A 16,410-nucleotide genomic window follows, 5' to 3' on the forward strand; every position below is an offset into this window, starting at 1 on the left:
GTCCATGGATAACCAGTCCGGGGGGAACACGCCGATCGACGCCGACACCCGGCGTTCCGCCTGGCTTTTCGCGCTCTACCGGGTCTTTGTCGCGGCGGTCCTGCTACTGCTCGGGCTGTTCCCGGATACCCCGCTGGGGCTGCATCTCGTCACCCCCCAGTTCTACGCGGTCATCGCCACCGCCTATCTCGCCTTTGCACTCGTCGCCGCCGCCTTCGCCTGGCGCTGCACCCACAACCCGGACACCACCAGCCTCACCCGTATCGCTTTGATCGGCGGCGCCGGCGACGGCATCGGCCTGATCGCGTTGCTGATCGTCTCCGGAGGGGTTGGCACCGGCATTGGCCTGCTGCTGGTCCCGGCCCTGGTGGCAGCCGTGCTGCTCTCCAGCGCACGCTTCGCCCTGACCCTGGCCGCGATCGCCACCCTGGCCCTGTTGCTGGCCGAGGGCGTGAGCGCACTATTCCTGCACCCCGCCGATACCGCCATCACCCAGGCGGGGCTGCTGGGTGCCACCCTGTTTGCGGCCGGCCTGCTGGCCCGCCAGTTCGCCCGCCGGGCCGGCGAGACCCGCGCCCAGGTGGAACGCCAGGAGGCGGATCTGGCCAACCTGGCCGAACTGAACGCGCAGATCATCGCGCGCATGAGCGCCGGTGTCATCGCGGTCGACCCGGAGGGGTACATCCGCTCCATCAACGAGGCCGCGCGCCGCCTGCTCCCCCCACGGCCGGGACGCCACCTGTCGTCCCTGTCGCCCTCGGTGGCACGCGTGATCCGCGACTGGCAGCGCAACGGCATGCCCACGACCAGCCAGCAGCTGCCGGGCGACCGCAATCAGCCGGCCCTGCGGATCCGTCTGGCCCCGCTGGGTGACCGCGGCGACCAGGGCAGTCTGCTGATCCTGGAGGACGCCGCCGAACTCCAGCGCCAGGCCCAGGCCGGCAAGCTGCAGGCCCTCGGCCGCCTGACCGCCAGCATTGCCCACGAGATCCGCAACCCCCTGGGAGCCATCAGCCACAGCGCACAGCTGCTCGGCGAATCGCCGGATCTCAAGCCTCACGACCAGCGCCTGCTCGACATCATCAACAACCAGAGCAAACGCGTGAACGAACTGATCTCCAACGTCCTCAGCCTGTCACGCAGGGACGCCGGAGGACGCGAGCGGCTGAACCTTCAGGAGACCCTGGATCGCTTCGCCGAGGAGTTCTGCGGTGCGCTGCAGTTGCCGCGAGAGACCCTGCATGCGCGCATCGAGCCGGCCGATTCCGAGATCCAGTTCGACCCCTCCCAGCTCAACCAGATCCTGTGGAACCTGTGCAGCAATGCGCGCATCCATGGCGGCCACGATCAGCCCGACAGCCCGCCCATCGTGCTGCGCGGCGGCGCCGGCCAGGTCGCGCGGGTGGTCAGTCTGGACGTGATCGACGCCGGGCCGGGCATCTCTGCCGAACAGGAGAAGGACCTGTTCGAACCGTTCGTCTCCGGGCGTGCCGGGGGCACCGGCCTTGGCCTGTACATCTCGCGCATGCTGTGCGAAAACAACGGGGCGTCGCTGGAATACGTCCACACACCCATCGGCGGCTGCTTCCGGATCCTGTTCGCCCCCCTGGAAACCGATTCGCCAAAGGAACAAGGCGCATGAGTATCCGCCACGTGCTGGTCGTGGACGACGAGCCCGACATCTGCGAACTTCTCGAGATCACCCTGGCCCGCATGGGCCTTGAGGCCACCACGGCCACCCGCCTCGAGCCGGCCCGCGTCCTGATCGCCGAGCACGACTTTGACCTGTGCCTGACCGACATGCGCCTGCCGGACGGCGACGGGCTGGACCTCGTCCGCCACATCCAGAGCGAACGCCCGGAGCTCCCCGTGGCCGTCATCACCGCCCACGGCAGCGTGGATACCGCCGTCCTGGCGCTGAAGCTGGGGGCCTTCGACTTCGTCAGCAAGCCGGTGGACCTGAAACAGCTGCGCGAACTGATTGACGCGGCCCTGCGCCTGGAGCCGGCTGCCTCGATCGCGGAAGAGCCCGGCGACGACGCCATCCCGGCCACCCCCGATGACAGCCCGCTGCTGGGCCGGTCCGAGCCCATGCAGCGTCTGCGCGCCACCATCCACAAGCTGGCGCGCAGCCAGGCCCCGGTGTTCATCTCCGGAGAGTCCGGATCCGGCAAGGAGCTGGTCGCGCGCGAGATCCACCGCCTCGGCCCGCGCGCCGAACGTCCGTTCGTGCCGGTCAACTGCGGCGCCATCCCCGGCGAGCTGATGGAGAGCGAATTCTTCGGCCACCGCAAGGGCGCGTTCACGGGGGCCACCCAGGACCATACCGGTCTGTTCCAGTCCGCCGACGGCGGCACGCTGTTCCTCGACGAGGTCGCCGACCTGCCGCTGCCGATGCAGGTGAAGCTGCTGCGCGCCATCCAGGAACGCGCCATCAAACCGGTCGGTGGCACCCGCGAGATCCCGGTCGACGTACGCATCCTCAGCGCCACCCACCACGACCTGGAAAAGGCCGTGCGCGAGGGCCGCTTTCGCCAGGATCTCTACTACCGCCTGAACGTGATCGAACTGAAGGTGCCGCCGTTGCGCGCGCGCCGCGGCGACATCGAACGCCTGGCCACGCGCATCCTGCAACGCATCGGCGAGCAGTGGCAGACCGGCGACCTGGAGCTGGCACCCGACGCCCTCGCGGCCCTGCAGGGGCACGGCTTCCCCGGCAACGTCCGCGAGCTGGAGAACATCCTGGAACGCGCCGCCACGCTGTGCGAAGGGCCGCTGATCCGCGCCGGCAACATCGACCTGCCGGCGAACGGTCTGGGCACCGAACTCACCCCGGGCGCGGAGTACGGCGAACCCGAGAACGGCCTCGACGGCGCGGAGAGCGCCCTGGACGACCAGCTCGCCGCGCAGGAACGCCAGGCCATCGCTACCGCCCTGCAGCAGACCGGCGGCAACCGCACGGCCGCCGCACGCCTGCTCGGCCTCAGCTTTCGCCAGTTGCGTTATCGCCTGAAGAAACTCGGGATCGACTAGGGAGACGCTGATCTACAGGAGATCGAACCACTCGTTCAGGGCAAACCAGATCACGTAGCCGCCGTACAGCAGCAAGAAGATGACACTGAGCACCGTGATCGGGCGAAACCCCTTCACGTCCACCTGATAGGACACATCCTCCCCCCGCGCACGCCGGCGGCGCACATCCATCCAGCGCGACACCCGCCACCAGACGAACAGCAGGATCAGGATCACGGTCAGAAACTTCAGCATCGGGGTTCGCTTCCTCGCACGGGACTCGCAACAGAGCTGAACGCGACACTACCGGAGAACGCCCTCCGCCGCATCGTCCACACCACCCCGCGCCCCAATGCTGCCTGGCGCCCATCACCCCGGCGCCATCCCGGCCGCAGCGCAGCGAAGAGCCGGGATCTCCGCGGCCATGGCCACCCCGACGCCCGAGATCCCGAATAACCGCTCCGCGGTTTCCGGGATGACGACACAGGGAAGAACGCCCGGCGTCCCGTGTTGTCCTGGCCCTCCAGTGGGAGCCTGCTTGCAGGCGAAGCCCCCGCCAAACCTGAACTGCCTACCCACGCCGCTTCGCATGCCGCGTGGCCGGCGCGTTCCACGGATCCTCCGGCCAGGGGTGCTTGGGGTAACGCCCCTTCAGTTCGCGCCGCACCTCCGGGTAGCCGTTCTCCCAGAAACTCTTCAGATCCTGGGTGACCTGCACCGGACGCCGCGCCGGCGACAGCAGGTGCAGCACCAGCGCCACACGGCCTCCGGCCACAGCGGGCGTTTCCGCCAGGCCGAAGAGCTCCTGCAGCTTCACCGCCAGCACCGGCGGATCCTGGGTGTAGTCCACCCGGTGGGCGGAACCGGAGGGCACCGCGATACGGGCCGGCGCCTCGCGCTCCAGTTGCTGCTGATGCCCCCAGTCCAGCCGCGCGCGCAAGATCGCCGCCAGGTCCAGCCGGTCCAGATCGCGCAGCCGCGTCATCCCGGCCAGGTACGGCCCCAGCCAGTCCTCGAGACCGGCGAGTAACGCAGCGTCATCCATGTCGGGAAAGCCTGCCTCCGGCATCGCCTGATGCAGCAGCTGGATGCGTGCACGCAGCTGGGTCGCCGCGTCATCCCACGGCAGCAGCGCCAGCCCTTCGCGGCGCATCCGTTCGCACCAGCGCGGGATCGTGGACGCGGGGTCGTCCAGCGCGACCATCTGCCGCTCGACCACCAACGTGCCAATGCGGCGGATGCGCGCGTTCTCCAGCCGCGCCCCGTCCTCCACCCAGTCGCAACGCGTCTCGCGGTGGAAAAGCTCCGGCGCCTCGCGCTCCAGCACGGCGAGGTCCAGCGCCACCGCGCAGCGGATACGGGCCTCGCGCTCGGCGTCGGTGCAGTCCACCGCGACCAGGTACTCGGCATGCGCCAGGCGCTCGCGCTCCGGCAGCAACGCCCCGCGGCCATTGCCCATCACGAAGCGCCCGGCCTGCCCGCCGCGTGGCCGCGCGATGCGTTCGGGCCAGGCCAGCGCAGCCAGCACGCCCAGCGCCGTGGCTTCGTCCATGGCGGATTCCGCTGCGTCGGGCCTGTCCTCCAGCCGCGCCAGGGCCTGCTCCAGCCGCCGCAGCCCGGACTTCCAGGCGCGGCCGCCCGCACGCCGTGCCTGCACCAGGCGTTCCCCCAGTTCCAGCGGGGCACCTGGCCCGGCCATTCCCGGCTCCTCGACTACGACCGCCAGCTCGCAGGCCAGACGCGAGAGGCCCCGCTCGCGCGCCCGCAGCAGCATGTGAGCCAGGCGCGGATGCGTCGGCAGGCGCAGCAGGCCGCGGCCGTGATCAGTGATCCGCCCTTCGGCATCCACCGCGCCCAGCTCCGCGAGGATCGCCTGCGCGGCGGCCATGCCGTGCGCCGGTGGCGGCTCCAGCCAGTCGAGTTCGGCCACCGCCTCGCCCCAACCCGCCAGCTCCAGGGCCAGCGGCAGCAGGTCGACCTGTTGCAGGCCGGGCGTCGCGTAGTCCGGGCGCTGCACCTCCTCGGCGCGCGCCCACAGCCGGATCGCGACGCCGGGTTCGGTCCGCCCGGCACGGCCGGCGCGCTGTTCCGCCGCGGCCTTCGAGGCGGGCACCGTCACCAGCCGCGACAGCCCGGTCGCGGCATCAAAACGCGGCTCGCGGGACAGTCCCGCGTCGATCACCACGCGCACGCCCTCGATGGTCAGGCTGGTTTCGGCAATGTCGGTGGCCAGCACCACCTTGCGCTCGCCTTGCGGGGCCGGGCGCACCGCGCGGTTCTGCTCCTCCGCCGACAGCCGCCCGAACAACGGCGCCACCCGCGCGGGGCCGACCAGCGTCTCCAGGGTCTCCCCCAGGCGCGCAGCGACCTCGCGGATCTCGCGCTCGCCGGGCAGAAAGACCAGGGCGGAACCCGGCTCGGCCTCCAGTGCCTCGCGCACGGCCTGCGCCACGACGTCGGCCAGTGGGGCGTCCTTCTTCGGCGGCGCGTAGCGCACCTCCACCGGGAACTGTCGCCCGCGAGCCCGCAGCACGGGCACAGGGTCCGCCTCCGGCCCCGCAAGCAGCCGCGCCACGGCCTCGTCGTCGAGGGTGGCGGACATCACCACGATCCGCAGCTCCGGGCGCAGCAGGCGGCGCACCTGCAGCGCGAAGGCCAGCGCCAGTTCGGCCTCGGGCCGGCGCAGGTGGAATTCGTCGAACACGACCGCGCCGACATCCTCCAGCAGCGGGTCGGCCTGGATGCGGCGCAGGAACAGGCCATCGGTGACCAGCTCGACGCGGGTTTGCGCCGAGACCTTCTGTTCGTCGCGCACGCGGTAACCCACCGTCTGCCCGACCGGCTCGCCGCGTTGCCCGGCCATGAACGTGGCCGCCATGCGCGCGGCCAGGCGGCGCGGCTGAAGCACGATGACCCGCCCCCCGGATACGGAATCCGCCAGGTGCAGCGGCACCCGCGTGGTCTTGCCCGCCCCCGGTTCGGCCACCAGCACGGCCGCACCGCGCGTGGCGAGCGCGGCATCCAGCGGACTCAGCAGGTCATCCAGCGCCTCGGGCGAGGCATTCGGGGGTTCGGCCATGGGCAGGTCAGTTTTCGACGACGCGGGTACCGGCCTGCACGCGGTCGCCCGGACGGGTAACTACGCGCTCGCCCCCCTCCAGGCCCTCAAGGATCTGCGTGGTGAACCCGGAACGGCGGCCCACCTCGACCCGTCGCGGCTCCGCACGCCCGTCCTCGACCACGAACACCGACCACTCGCCACGGTGGCGGAACAACGCACTGGTCGGCACCTGCAGCACGTCGTCACCCTCCCACAGCAGGAACTCGGCCTCCACGCGATAGCCAACGGCCAGCCCGGCCAGGCGCGCTTCGACCGCATCCAGATCGAGGATCACCGGCACACGCTGCTCGTCCACGCCCAGCGCGGAGATTTTCGTGAAGCCGAACGGTTGCACGCGGCGCACGGAGGCCTCCAGTTCCGCATCGCGACCCCAGTCGGTCAGGCGCACGCGCATGCCCGGTACCACGCGCACCGCATCCATCGACAGCAGGTCCACCTGCACCTCCAGGTCGTCCAGATCGCCGACGACCAGTACCGGCTCGCCGGCGCCGATGGTGCCCTCGCAGCAGCGGTAGCGCTCCAGCACCACGCCCTCGGCGGGCGAACGCACGGACAGGGTATCCGCCTCGGATTCCGGCATCTGGCCGCTGGCGATATCCAGCACCACCCGGGCACTCTCGATCTCGCTGCGGGCGACCTCCACCGCGGATTCGCCCGCGCGCACGGCCGAACGCGCCCGATCACGCATCGTCTCCATGCGCTCCATCTCGGTCGCGGACACCGCCCCGCGGTCAAACAGCTCCTGGTGGCGGCGATACTCGGACTCGGCAAACCGCGCCTCGGCCCGCAGGTTCTCCAGATTCGCCTCCGCGCTTTGCAGCCGCGAACGCGCGGCGGCCAGGTTCTCGCGCGCCTGCTCGCGCGAGCGCGCATCCAGCGCCGGCGTCGGCAACGGCTCCAGGCGGAACAGCGTATCGCCCAGCGCGACCGCGTCGCCCTCCTCCAGCGCCACACGATGCAGATAGCCCGCAATCGGCGCCGACACCGTGTAAGTCTCGCGCAGCCGGGTACGCCCCTCCTCGCGCACGGTCTCCTCGAACGCCCCGGCCTGCACCTCGGTCAGCGACACCGGCACCGGCTGCGGGCGCAGCGCCCACACCAGCGCGGCCACCCCCGCCAGCACCACCAGCCCGATCGTGATCCGCTTCTTCATCGCCATGCCTTCAGTCTCGCAAATCCCGCCTCGACGCGCCCGGGGCCACCCCCGGGCAACACGCCCCCCACACGTAGGATGCGACGAGCGAAGCGAATCGCATCAAGACGGCGCCGGGAAGCCTCGCGAATGGCCGGCATCCACGGTTTCGCCACATTCCTGCATCGGTGGATTCCCGCGGCTTCCAGATGATGCGATTCGCTCCGCTCATCACATCCTACGTGGTGATTGAGTGGTGCCGTGGCCATTACTCCGCCGCCTTCAGGGCCTGCACGCGGTCGAGGCTCTGCAGGCGGCGCCAGGCGAGGAAGGCGGTCAGGCTGGCCGCCACCAGGATGCCCAGCGCGGCGAAGCCGTAGGCCTGCGGCGTAATCACCAGCGGCACACGCATCAAATCCATCGCGAAGGCCTGGTTCAGCAGCCAGGCGAAACCGGTACCGGTCAGCCAGGCGACCGGGATCGCCGCCAGTGTCAGCACGGCGATCTCGCCCAGCAGGATCCAGCTGACCTGGCCGCGCGAGTAGCCGAGCACCTCCAGCGTGGCCAGATCCCGGGCGCGCTCGGCATAGGTGATGCGCGCGTTGTTGTAGGTCACGGCGAAGGCGATGGAGACGGCCAGCGCCACGAACACCAGGGCGAACACGATGATGGTCTCGCCGATGTACTCGCGGATATTGCGCTCGGCCTCCGCGATCAGCCCCACGCTGGCCACGCGCGGGCGATCGGACAGCCGCGCGAACAGGGCTGCCTCCTGCGCACGGTCGGTCAGCAGCCAGGCCCCGGAGACGGCCGGCCCCTCGCCGATCAGGCGATTCAGCGCCGGGCGGTGCATGTAGGCGCCGACGCCGATCGGCTCCTCCACCACCCCGGCCAGTGGCACCGACACGGTGCGCCGGCGCCCCTCCAGGATCTCCAGCTCTACCGGGTCGCCGACGCGCAACCCCAGCTGCTCCGCCAGGTAGTCGGTCAGCAGGATGCCTTCCTCCGGCAGGCGGCCGCGACCGCCGGCCATCGGCAACTGGCGCAGACGCGGTTCCGCGTCCAGACCCAGCAGGCGCACGCGCTCCTCGCGGTTCACGCCGACCAGGCGCACCGGCACCGCGCGGAAGGTCTCCACCGCCAGCACGCCCGGCTCGTGGCGCAGCTCCCCGGCCACGCGCGCCGGCACCGGATCGGTGAACTGCAGATCGATGTCCATCTGCAGCACCTGCCCGTACTGGGTATCCAGCATCTGGTCCACCGCGTTCAGCTGGTAGGCGCCCATCAACAGCAGGCCACCGGACAGTCCGATCCCGATCACCGACAGCACGGACTTGAGTCGGTGGCGGGCCAGGTTGCGCAGGATGATGCGGGTCGGCTGGTCGATTGCGCGCCAGGCCACCGACCGCTCCAGCCAGCCGCGGTGAAAGTGCTCCGGCGCCGGGGGGCGCATGGCTTCGGCCGGGGCCATGCGCACCGCCTGCCAGACGGCACGGAAGGTGCCGAGCATGGCCGCGCCCATCGCCACGGCCACCGCCAGCACCATCACCCAGGGCTGCAGGCGAAAGCTCATCGCCGGGAAGCGGAAGTACTCGGCGTAGATGCCGGCCAGGCCCTGCGCGGCCCAAGCCCCGAACGCGAGCCCAAGCGCACAACCCACCAGCACGATGCCGCCGGTCAGCAGGCCGTAGTGCGCGGCAATCGCGCCATTGCCATAGCCGAAGGCCTTGAGCACCGCGATGGGTTCGCGCTGCGAGCGGATGATGCGCCCGACCACGACATTCAGCAGAAACGCCGCCACCGCGAGAAAGATGGTGGGCAGGATCGCCGCCTGGGCGCGCAGCTGGGTCAGCTCCTCGGACAGGAAGCGGTGCGAGAACTGGTCCTCGCGCCCGTAGGCGCCCAGGCCGCCGTAGCGGGCCAGCGCGCGGTCCATGGCCTCGATCACGGGCTCCGGGTCGGCGCCCGCTTGCAGACTCACGGTGACGGAATTGAACGCCCCCTCCATGCCGTAGGCGGCCGCCAGCGCGCGGCGGTTCATCCACAGGATGCCGTAGCGCTCGTAGTCCGGCAGCAGGTCGGTGGGGCTGATCTGGTAGACGAACTCCGGCGACAGCGCGATGCCGCTGATCTGAAGGTCGGTCAGGCGCCCGTCGATAATCGCGCGCAGGGCATCCCCGGCGCCCAGCCCGTGCGCCTCGGCGAAGGCCTCGCTGACCACCACCTCGCGCGCGCGGCCCGGCTCGGGCAGCCGGCCCTCGCGCAGGTAGAGCCGGTTCAGCAGCGGCTCGCCCCCGTCCGGCAGGGAGAGCATGGTGCCCCGGATCGGGTCGTCGAAACCGGCGACCTCCAGGCGCACCGGGGCCTGCACGCGGGTCTCGACCTGGTTGATACCCGGCGCATCGCGGAAGCGCTCCGCCGCGCTCTCCGGCGCGCGCGTGATCTCCGCGAACACGTCGGCGAACTGGTATTCGGAGTAGAAGCGCTCCTTGGTGATGGTCAGGGCGTCGAGGCTGGTGACCGCGATCACCAGGGTCATCACGCCACTGGCGATCACCAGCGCGATGGCCGCCGCCTGGCCCTTCAGGTGGCCGAGATCGCGCAGGATCTTGCGGTTGAGGGCACGCACAGGGCAGGAGCGCCGTCGCTACCAGTGCAGTGCGGACGGCGGCTGGCGGGTGGCGTTCTCGTGGATCTCGCTCACGCGCCCGTCGCTCAGATGGATCACGCGATCGGCCATCTCGCCGATCACCGCGTTGTGGGTGATGATCGCCACCGTCGTGTCCAGCCGTTCGTTGATGTGCTGCAGCACCTCCAGCACGCGGATACCGGTCTTCGAATCCAGCGCGCCGGTCGGCTCGTCGCACAGCAGCACCGCCGGCTGCTTGGCGATCGCGCGGGCGATGGCCACCCGCTGCTGCTCGCCGCCGGAGAGCTGCGAGGGAAAGTGGTCCATGCGGTCCTCCAGCCCGACCAGCGCCAGCGCCTCCTCCGGCGGCATCGGGTCGCGCGAGATCTCGGTGACAATCGCCACGTTCTCGCGCGCGGTCAGGCTGGCGATCAGGTTGTAGAACTGGAACACGAAGCCGACATGGTCCCGGCGAAAGTTCATCAGCGTGCGCTCTGAGGCCTGTGCCAGATCCTGGTCGCGGTAGCGCACCTCGCCCTCGGACGCGGTATCCAGCCCGCCCATGATGTTCAGCAGCGTCGACTTGCCCGAGCCCGAGGCCCCCAGCATCACCACCAGCTCGCCGGTGTAGAGCTCCAGGTCCACCCCGCGCAGGGCGTGGATGGTCACCTCGCCCATGCGGTAGACCTTGGTCACCCCGGCGGCGCGGAAGATCACTTCGCGCCCGGCGTGCGGCGCATCCGGGGCGGGCGCCGTGGCTGTATTCATGCCGCCCGGGGCGCAACCGATCCTGATCCAGCGGCCAGGCGCTCGGCCGCCGGTGCCGCACCCGTATCGGGCGCGCCGGGCAGGATACCCCCGTCGCCGTCCAGGCTCATGGACCACAGGCTCAGCAACAACAGCAGGATGATCAGGATCGGTATCAGTACGCGCGGATTCATCAGTCACGCCCTCGCTCGCGGGAATGACCCCATGCTGCCACAAAGCCCCCGGCACAACGGCACCGCACGCAGCGTGATTGCGTGGCGTGCAGCACCGCCGCGACCTTCGGGGCCGTCCCGGCGCCAATCGGCCGAACGTCGGGGTTCCATCCGGATGATCGCCACGTCGCCTTCGGCGCCTCGCGATGACGAGGCAACAATCACCGTCATCGCGAGGCGCGTAGCGCCGTGGCGATCTCCACCCAGAACCACCCGAGCCCGCCGCACCGCCAGCTTCACCCGATTGCCACGTCGCCTGCGGCTCCTCGCAATGACGGTGCTTTTGCCCCCGTCATTGCGAGGAGCGCAGCGACGAAGCAACCTCCGAAAGCTGGCAGTGCCTCCAAGATCCGCCTTCGGTCTCAGCTTCAGGAGGTTACTCGCTGCGCTCGCCCTTCGGGGCGGCCTGCGGCGCCCCGCAACGAGGCGCTTCCGGACACCCCGCCCCAACCTTCTGTCATCCCGGCCGAAGCGAAGCGTAGAGCCGGGATCTGCGTCATGTGGTGCGCCCCATCCCCGTCATCCCGGACACCGCGCAGCGGTGATCCGGGATCTCCCACGGTGGCACCGCTGACGTCACAGATCCCGGCTCTGCGCTTCGCTTCGGCCGGGATGACAGGGGGTGAAATACCAGCGCGACCCCTGCTTCCATCGCCCCCCGATTTGTTGTTTTGCGCCCAAATACTTACCCTATGCACATCGCACGACCCGCCATCGGCGCGCAATCATGGCTTCCAGCGCGCGCCACGGGACGTCCTGTGCCGCCTGCAAAGGCGCGCACGACAACGATTTCAGCCAACGCTAAGGAGCAACAATGTCCGCACTGATCTGTGGGTCCATGGCCTACGACACCATCATGGTGTTCCCCGATCGCTTCAAGAACCACATCCTCCCGGACAAGGTGCACATGCTGAATGTGTCCTTCCTGGTCCCGGACATGCGCCGCGAGTTCGGCGGCTGCGCCGGCAACATCGCCTACAACATGAAGCTGCTGGGCGCGGACCCGACCATCATGGCCACCGTGGGCGGCGACTTCACCCCGTACGCCGACTGGATGGACAAGCACGCCATCTCGCGCACGTTCGTCAAGGAGCTGAAGGACACCTACACCGGTCAGGCCTTCATCACCACCGACCAGGACGACAACCAGATCACCGCCTTCCACCCGGGCGCGATGGGCTTCTCGCACCAGCAGAAGGTCACCGACGCCGACGGCATCAAGGTCGGCATCGTATCCCCGGACGGCCGTGACGGCATGATCGAGCACGCCCAGCAGTTCGCCGACGCCGGCATCCCGTTCATGTTCGACCCGGGCCAGGGCCTGCCAATGTTCGACGGCGACGACCTGAAGCGCTTCATGGAGAACGCCACCTACGCCGCGTTCAACGACTACGAAGCGCAGCTGACCGCCGACCGTACCGGCCTGAGCCTGGAACAGCTGGCCGAAATGGTCGACGCCATGATCGTCACCCGCGGTGGCGAGGGCTCCGACATCTACACCGGCGGCAAGAAGATCACCATCCCGTCGGTCGAACCGGCCGCGATCAAGGACCCGACCGGCTGTGGCGACTCCTACCGCGCCGGCATCCTGTTCGGCCTGGAAAAGGGCTTTGATTGGGAGACCACCGGCCGTATCGCCTCGCTGATCGGCTCGATCAAGATCGCGCACTCCGGCACCCAGAACCACCACTTCACCGCCGAAGAGTTCGCCGACAAGTTCGAAAAGGCCTTCGGCTACCGCTACTAAGCAACGCCGCCGCCCCGGGCACTCGCCCGGGAACGCAAAAGGCCCGGACCGAGTTCGCTCGGCCCGGGCCTTTTTTGTGGATGGAGCCAACAACGCCGCCACCCCCTGCCCGCACCAACCGCACCCCCCGTCATCCCGCCCGCAACGCCATACGCCGTCATCCCGGCCGTAGCGCCATCCCCCGTCATCCCGCCCGTAGCGCCATACCTCGTCATCCCGGCCGTAGCGAAGCGAAGAGCCGGGATCTCCAACGCCAGGCCCACCCCCAAACGCCCGAGATCCCGGATAACCGCTTCGCGGTTTCCGGGATGACGCCCTCTTCCAGACCGACACAAGCCTTGGCCCCCACCCGCGGGGGGCATCACTGTGGGAGCGTGCCTGCACGCGAAGCCCCTGCCCGCGCCCGACTCTGGCAGGGGCTTCGCCGCCAAGGCGGCTCCCACAAGACATTCCTGCAAGGCTATTCGCCGGAGTGCGTACGCGCCCGGATCACGATCACCAGCAACTGCTCGTCCCGAATCGTGTACAGCAGACGGTCCTTGTAGCTGATCCGCAGGGAGTAGTACCCGCGCAGATCACCAACCAGCGCCTTGCCGCAGTACGGGTCAACCGCCACCCGGTTGCGCAGGATCTGCTTCACCTTGTCACGCAGCTTCGGCGTCAGACGCCGCAAATCCTTCTCCGCTTGACGGGTGAACCGAATGGTCCAGGTCACTGCTTCTCCCCGAACACCTCCTCGAAGCCCAGCGTATCGCCCTCATCCGCCTCGCGGCGGCCCTGCTCGAATTCCTGCCGGAAACCGGGCTCGGAGAGCAGCTCCAGGGTCTCGATCAGGCTGGCGTACTCGTCTTCCGACATCAGCACCGCATCGCCGTTGCGATGCCGGATATGGTAGATCGCGTGCTGTTCGTTCACGCCCTTGATCAGATCGAACAGACCCTTGCGAGCCTCGGTAGCCGTCAGCGTCGTCATCGCCAGTCACCCGAAACGTACATAAAGTGGTACATATCGTGCGCCCACCGCCCCACCCGGTCAAGACCAAACGGCCCGAAGCGGGATCAGGGCCCAGTAGGAGCGTGCTTGCACGCGAAGCCCCTGCCCGCACCAACCGCTGCCCCCGTCATCCCGCCCGCAACGCCATACCCCGTCATCCCGGCCGTAGCGAAGCGAAGAGCCGGGATCTCCAACGCCAGGCCCATCCCCAACGCCCGAGATCCCGGATAACCGCTTTGCGGTTTCCAGGATGACGCCGTCTTCCAGACCGCCGCCAGCCTTGGCCCCCGCCGGTGGGGGCGTCACTGTGGGAGCGTGCTTGCACGCGAAGCCCCTGCCCGCGTCCGACTCTGGCAGGGGCTTCGCCGGCAAGCCGGCTCCCACAAGGCATTCCTACAAGACCTCAGTCGCGCTGGTAGGTGCCCACCAGGCGGTTCATGCCGATCACGTGGGGCTCGGCGTGCTCCAGGAACTGCCACAGGGTCAGGCCGGGTGGGAGCTGCAGGTCGGCGTCCAGCGCCAGCAGCCAGAAGAAGTAGTGGTGCTTTCCATGGCCCTCGGGCGGCATCGGCCCGCCGTAGCCGGTGCGACCGAAGTCCGTCTGGCCGGTCGCGCCCAGATCGGTTGCCTCGGACAGGCCATCCAGATCCGGCGGCAGGTTGTACAGCACCCAGTGCACGAAGCCGTAGGTGCCCGGCTGGATCAGCGGCGCATCCGGGTCATGGCAGATCACCGCGAGGGACTGGGTGCCCTGCGGCACGTCCCGCCACCGCAATGCCGGGGAGGTGTCCTCACCCTCGCCGCTGTGGCGTTTGGGGATCGGCTGGCCAGGGCCAAAGGCGGAACTCGACAGCTGCATCGCGGACAGTGCAAAACCCATGACGTACTCCTTTGCATTACCTACCCGCACGGTAACGCCGCCGGCCGACGGTCTCCAAGCCAATACGTGAAGGACGGCGCTTGCAGACCGCGGACGGCACACGGATGATCCGCGCATGCGCAAGCTACTGAAGAAATGGCTGGGCCGGCGGGATCCGCTGGCATCCGCCGCCCAGGCCGTTGACCATGGCCGCACGGGCATCGAGACCGTCCTGGGGCTGCCGCACCGACTGTCGGTACCGCTGCTGCGCCGCCACTTCGGCGACGACGCCGAGCCTTCCGACGCCACCTTCCGCGAGACCGGTCGCGACGGTTACTGGAAGCTGCCGCCACCCGCCCCCGAGTTCGAAGTGCACTTGTACGGCGACCCGGACGGCCGCCTGACGCTGGGCACCATCCGCGGGTACGGCCCATACGCCGGCCTCGTAGTCTTCAGCGAATGGTCGCCGGATCACCCCGCCGCCGTCTGGCAGCTGCGGGTGGAAGAACCCGCCGGCGAGTCCGCCCAGGCCCTGCACGACCACCTGCTCGACCCGAACCGCTCCCCCGAATAGCACGCATCGCCGCATACCATCCGCCCTGGTAGGAGCGTGAGACCCATTCGCTGGAACCGGGCCTTCAGGCTGGAAAAACCCGATCACACCCCCAACATATCCTTGAAGCCAACCGAATCCGGCCGCTCCGCGAATCGATGATGGGCGCGCTACGGAAAACCGCAGCGCACGCCCGTCGATTTCCCAATACTCCACCCAGGCACACCGACCACCATGACGCGAAAGCCCCAGTCCATCTCCCTGGTCCTCGGCAGCGGCGGCGCCCGCGGTCTGGCACAGATCGGCGTGATCCGCTGGCTGGAGGAACACTCGGATTACCGCATCCGCTCCATTGCCGGTGCCTCCATGGGCGCGGTCGTCGGCGGCATCTACGCCGCCGGCCAGCTGGATGCCTACGAGGACTGGGTAAAGTCCCTGCGCCGTCAGGACGTCTGGCGACTTCTGGACTTCTCCTTCCGCGGTGCCGGGCTGATCCGTGGTGACCGCCTGATCGAGAAGCTGCGCGACATGCTCGGCGACATGGACATCGAGGACCTGCCGATCTCGTTCACCGCCGTGGCCACCGATATCGAACGCGAACGCGAGGTCTGGCTGAACTCCGGCTCGCTGTTCGACGCCATCCGCGCCTCCATCGCCATCCCCACCGTGTTCACCCCGGTGCGCCACAAGGGCCGGCTGCTGGTGGACGGCGGCCTGCTGAACCCGGTCCCGATCGCCCCGACCCTGACCGACGACACCGACATCACCCTGGCCGTCAGCCTGAACGGCCGCGTCGGCGAAGAGCTGATCCGTCCCGAGCGCGCCAAGGCGCCCGACCCGGACCGGGAAGAACCCGACAGCGGGTTCCTCAACCATCGCCTGACAGATGCCCTGCCGGATCGCGTCGGCAGCTGGCTGCTGGACTGGCAGGACAAGCTGGGCCTGGGCGAGACTGACCCCGGCCTGAGCCGCGAACAGGAGGCCCGCGCGCTGGGCCTGATCGACATCGTCTCCCACTCCATCGAGGCCATGCAGGGCACAATCGCGCGTTTTCGCATCGCCGCCTACAACCCGGAGCACCTGATCGAGATCCCGGTCAACGCCTGCGGCATATTCGACTTCCACCGCGCCGCCGAGATGATCGACCTCGGCTACGAACTCGCCGACCGCAAACTAGGCCACCAGAAGCCTTAGTTGCCCCCCGGTGGGAATATCACTGTGGGAGCGTGCCTGCACGCGAATGCCCCTGCCAGAGTCGGACGCGGGCGTGGGGTTCGCGTGCAAGCACGCTCCTACAGAACCCCAACCCATATCCTCCCGGCCAGCGCCCCCACCAAGTCATCCCGGCCGCCGCGCCATACCACGTCATCCCGGCCGTAGCGCA

General features: G+C 69.2%; 14 protein-coding genes. 5 read left to right on the forward strand and 9 right to left on the reverse strand.

Annotated features, from left to right (window positions below; translation table 11 throughout):
• The first annotated feature begins 4 nt into the window (after window positions 1–4).
• Both G315_RS0110235 and G315_RS0110240 read left to right on the forward strand, forming a co-directional pair.
• Window positions 5–1,642 (forward strand): PAS domain-containing sensor histidine kinase, encoded by a 1,638-nt coding sequence (locus G315_RS0110235; protein ID WP_019612472.1) that lies wholly within the window; start codon window positions 5–7, stop codon window positions 1,640–1,642.
• Window positions 1,639–3,033 (forward strand): sigma-54 dependent transcriptional regulator, encoded by a 1,395-nt coding sequence (locus G315_RS0110240; protein ID WP_019612473.1) that lies wholly within the window; start codon window positions 1,639–1,641, stop codon window positions 3,031–3,033. The genes G315_RS0110235 and G315_RS0110240 overlap by 4 nt, the downstream gene beginning before the upstream one ends.
• 12 nt (window positions 3,034–3,045) lie before the next feature.
• Here the strand turns inward: G315_RS0110240 and G315_RS0110245 are convergent, their stop codons facing one another.
• The 6 genes from G315_RS0110245 to G315_RS14655 all read right to left on the reverse strand — a co-directional run bounded on the left by G315_RS0110245 (window position 3,046) and on the right by G315_RS14655 (window position 10,835).
• On the reverse strand, window positions 3,046–3,267 hold the full coding sequence (locus tag G315_RS0110245; RefSeq protein ID WP_018146336.1) for a hypothetical protein: 222 nt from the start codon (window positions 3,265–3,267) through the stop codon (window positions 3,046–3,048).
• A 316-nt stretch (window positions 3,268–3,583) separates the two neighbouring features.
• A complete protein-coding gene (hrpB, locus tag G315_RS0110255; protein ID WP_018146337.1) occupies window positions 3,584–6,091 on the reverse strand; it encodes an ATP-dependent helicase HrpB in 2,508 nt (835 codons plus the stop codon).
• Window positions 6,092–6,098: 7 nt separating this feature from the next.
• Window positions 6,099–7,292 carry an efflux RND transporter periplasmic adaptor subunit gene (locus G315_RS0110260; RefSeq protein WP_018146338.1) on the reverse strand — a complete coding sequence of 398 codons (1,194 nt, stop codon included), beginning with the start codon at window positions 7,290–7,292 and terminating at the stop codon, window positions 6,099–6,101.
• 241 nt (window positions 7,293–7,533) lie between these two features.
• Window positions 7,534–9,894, reverse strand: a complete 2,361-nt coding sequence (locus tag G315_RS0110265; RefSeq protein WP_018146339.1) for an ABC transporter permease — start codon at window positions 9,892–9,894, stop codon at window positions 7,534–7,536.
• An 18-nt stretch (window positions 9,895–9,912) separates the two neighbouring features.
• The gene (locus tag G315_RS0110270; RefSeq protein WP_019612475.1) at window positions 9,913–10,662 is read right to left on the reverse strand and encodes an ABC transporter ATP-binding protein; all 750 of its coding nucleotides are present in this window, start codon (window positions 10,660–10,662) and stop codon (window positions 9,913–9,915) included.
• Entirely contained in the window at window positions 10,659–10,835 is a 177-nt protein-coding gene (locus G315_RS14655; protein ID WP_018146341.1) for a hypothetical protein, read from the reverse strand. Before G315_RS14655 ends, G315_RS0110270 begins: the two co-directional genes overlap by 4 nt.
• 853 nt (window positions 10,836–11,688) lie before the next feature.
• On the opposite strand from G315_RS14655, the gene G315_RS0110280 reads away from it, so the two are divergent.
• Window positions 11,689–12,621 (forward strand): carbohydrate kinase family protein, encoded by a 933-nt coding sequence (locus tag G315_RS0110280; RefSeq protein ID WP_018146342.1) that lies wholly within the window; start codon window positions 11,689–11,691, stop codon window positions 12,619–12,621.
• Between the two features lie 460 nt (window positions 12,622–13,081).
• Here G315_RS0110280 and G315_RS0110285 read toward each other — a convergent pair whose 3' ends face one another.
• The 3 genes from G315_RS0110285 to G315_RS0110295 all read right to left on the reverse strand — a co-directional run bounded on the left by G315_RS0110285 (window position 13,082) and on the right by G315_RS0110295 (window position 14,494).
• Window positions 13,082–13,336, reverse strand: coding sequence for a type II toxin-antitoxin system RelE/ParE family toxin (locus G315_RS0110285; protein ID WP_018146343.1), 255 nt, complete (start codon window positions 13,334–13,336; stop codon window positions 13,082–13,084).
• Window positions 13,333–13,593: a type II toxin-antitoxin system Phd/YefM family antitoxin gene (locus G315_RS0110290; protein WP_018146344.1), complete on the reverse strand. Its 261-nt coding sequence runs from the start codon at window positions 13,591–13,593 to the stop codon at window positions 13,333–13,335. The genes G315_RS0110285 and G315_RS0110290 overlap by 4 nt, the downstream gene beginning before the upstream one ends.
• 424 nt (window positions 13,594–14,017) lie before the next feature.
• Entirely contained in the window at window positions 14,018–14,494 is a 477-nt protein-coding gene (locus tag G315_RS0110295) for a YbhB/YbcL family Raf kinase inhibitor-like protein (RefSeq protein ID WP_018146345.1), read from the reverse strand.
• 115 nt (window positions 14,495–14,609) lie between these two features.
• On the opposite strand from G315_RS0110295, the gene G315_RS0110300 reads away from it, so the two are divergent.
• Both G315_RS0110300 and G315_RS0110305 read left to right on the forward strand, forming a co-directional pair.
• Window positions 14,610–15,047, forward strand: coding sequence for a hypothetical protein (locus G315_RS0110300; protein ID WP_018146346.1), 438 nt, complete (start codon window positions 14,610–14,612; stop codon window positions 15,045–15,047).
• Window positions 15,048–15,260: 213 nt separating this feature from the next.
• Window positions 15,261–16,220 (forward strand): patatin-like phospholipase family protein, encoded by a 960-nt coding sequence (locus tag G315_RS0110305; protein ID WP_018146347.1) that lies wholly within the window; start codon window positions 15,261–15,263, stop codon window positions 16,218–16,220.
• Window positions 16,221–16,410 lie beyond the last annotated feature (190 nt).

It is taken from the genome of Thioalkalivibrio sp. AKL7, from assembly GCF_000381705.1.
Lineage (GTDB): Bacteria > Pseudomonadota > Gammaproteobacteria > Ectothiorhodospirales > Ectothiorhodospiraceae > Thioalkalivibrio > Thioalkalivibrio versutus.

Bases quoted from the DNA above. Each gene is read 5' to 3' on its own strand.
- G315_RS0110235 (WP_019612472.1), top strand. From the start codon at position 5: ATGGATAACCAGTCCGGGGGGAACACGCCGATCGACGCCGACACCCGG.
- G315_RS0110240 (WP_019612473.1), top strand. From the start codon at position 1,639: ATGAGTATCCGCCACGTGCTGGTCGTGGACGACGAGCCCGACATCTGC.
- G315_RS0110245 (WP_018146336.1), bottom strand. From the start codon at position 3,267: ATGCTGAAGTTTCTGACCGTGATCCTGATCCTGCTGTTCGTCTGGTGG.
- hrpB (WP_018146337.1), bottom strand. From the start codon at position 6,091: ATGGCCGAACCCCCGAATGCCTCGCCCGAGGCGCTGGATGACCTGCTG.
- G315_RS0110260 (WP_018146338.1), bottom strand. From the start codon at position 7,292: ATGGCGATGAAGAAGCGGATCACGATCGGGCTGGTGGTGCTGGCGGGG.
- G315_RS0110270 (WP_019612475.1), bottom strand. From the start codon at position 10,662: ATGAATACAGCCACGGCGCCCGCCCCGGATGCGCCGCACGCCGGGCGC.
- G315_RS14655 (WP_018146341.1), bottom strand. From the start codon at position 10,835: ATGAATCCGCGCGTACTGATACCGATCCTGATCATCCTGCTGTTGTTG.
- G315_RS0110280 (WP_018146342.1), top strand. From the start codon at position 11,689: ATGTCCGCACTGATCTGTGGGTCCATGGCCTACGACACCATCATGGTG.
- G315_RS0110290 (WP_018146344.1), bottom strand. From the start codon at position 13,593: ATGACGACGCTGACGGCTACCGAGGCTCGCAAGGGTCTGTTCGATCTG.
- G315_RS0110295 (WP_018146345.1), bottom strand. From the start codon at position 14,494: ATGGGTTTTGCACTGTCCGCGATGCAGCTGTCGAGTTCCGCCTTTGGC.
- G315_RS0110300 (WP_018146346.1), top strand. From the start codon at position 14,610: ATGCGCAAGCTACTGAAGAAATGGCTGGGCCGGCGGGATCCGCTGGCA.
- G315_RS0110305 (WP_018146347.1), top strand. From the start codon at position 15,261: ATGACGCGAAAGCCCCAGTCCATCTCCCTGGTCCTCGGCAGCGGCGGC.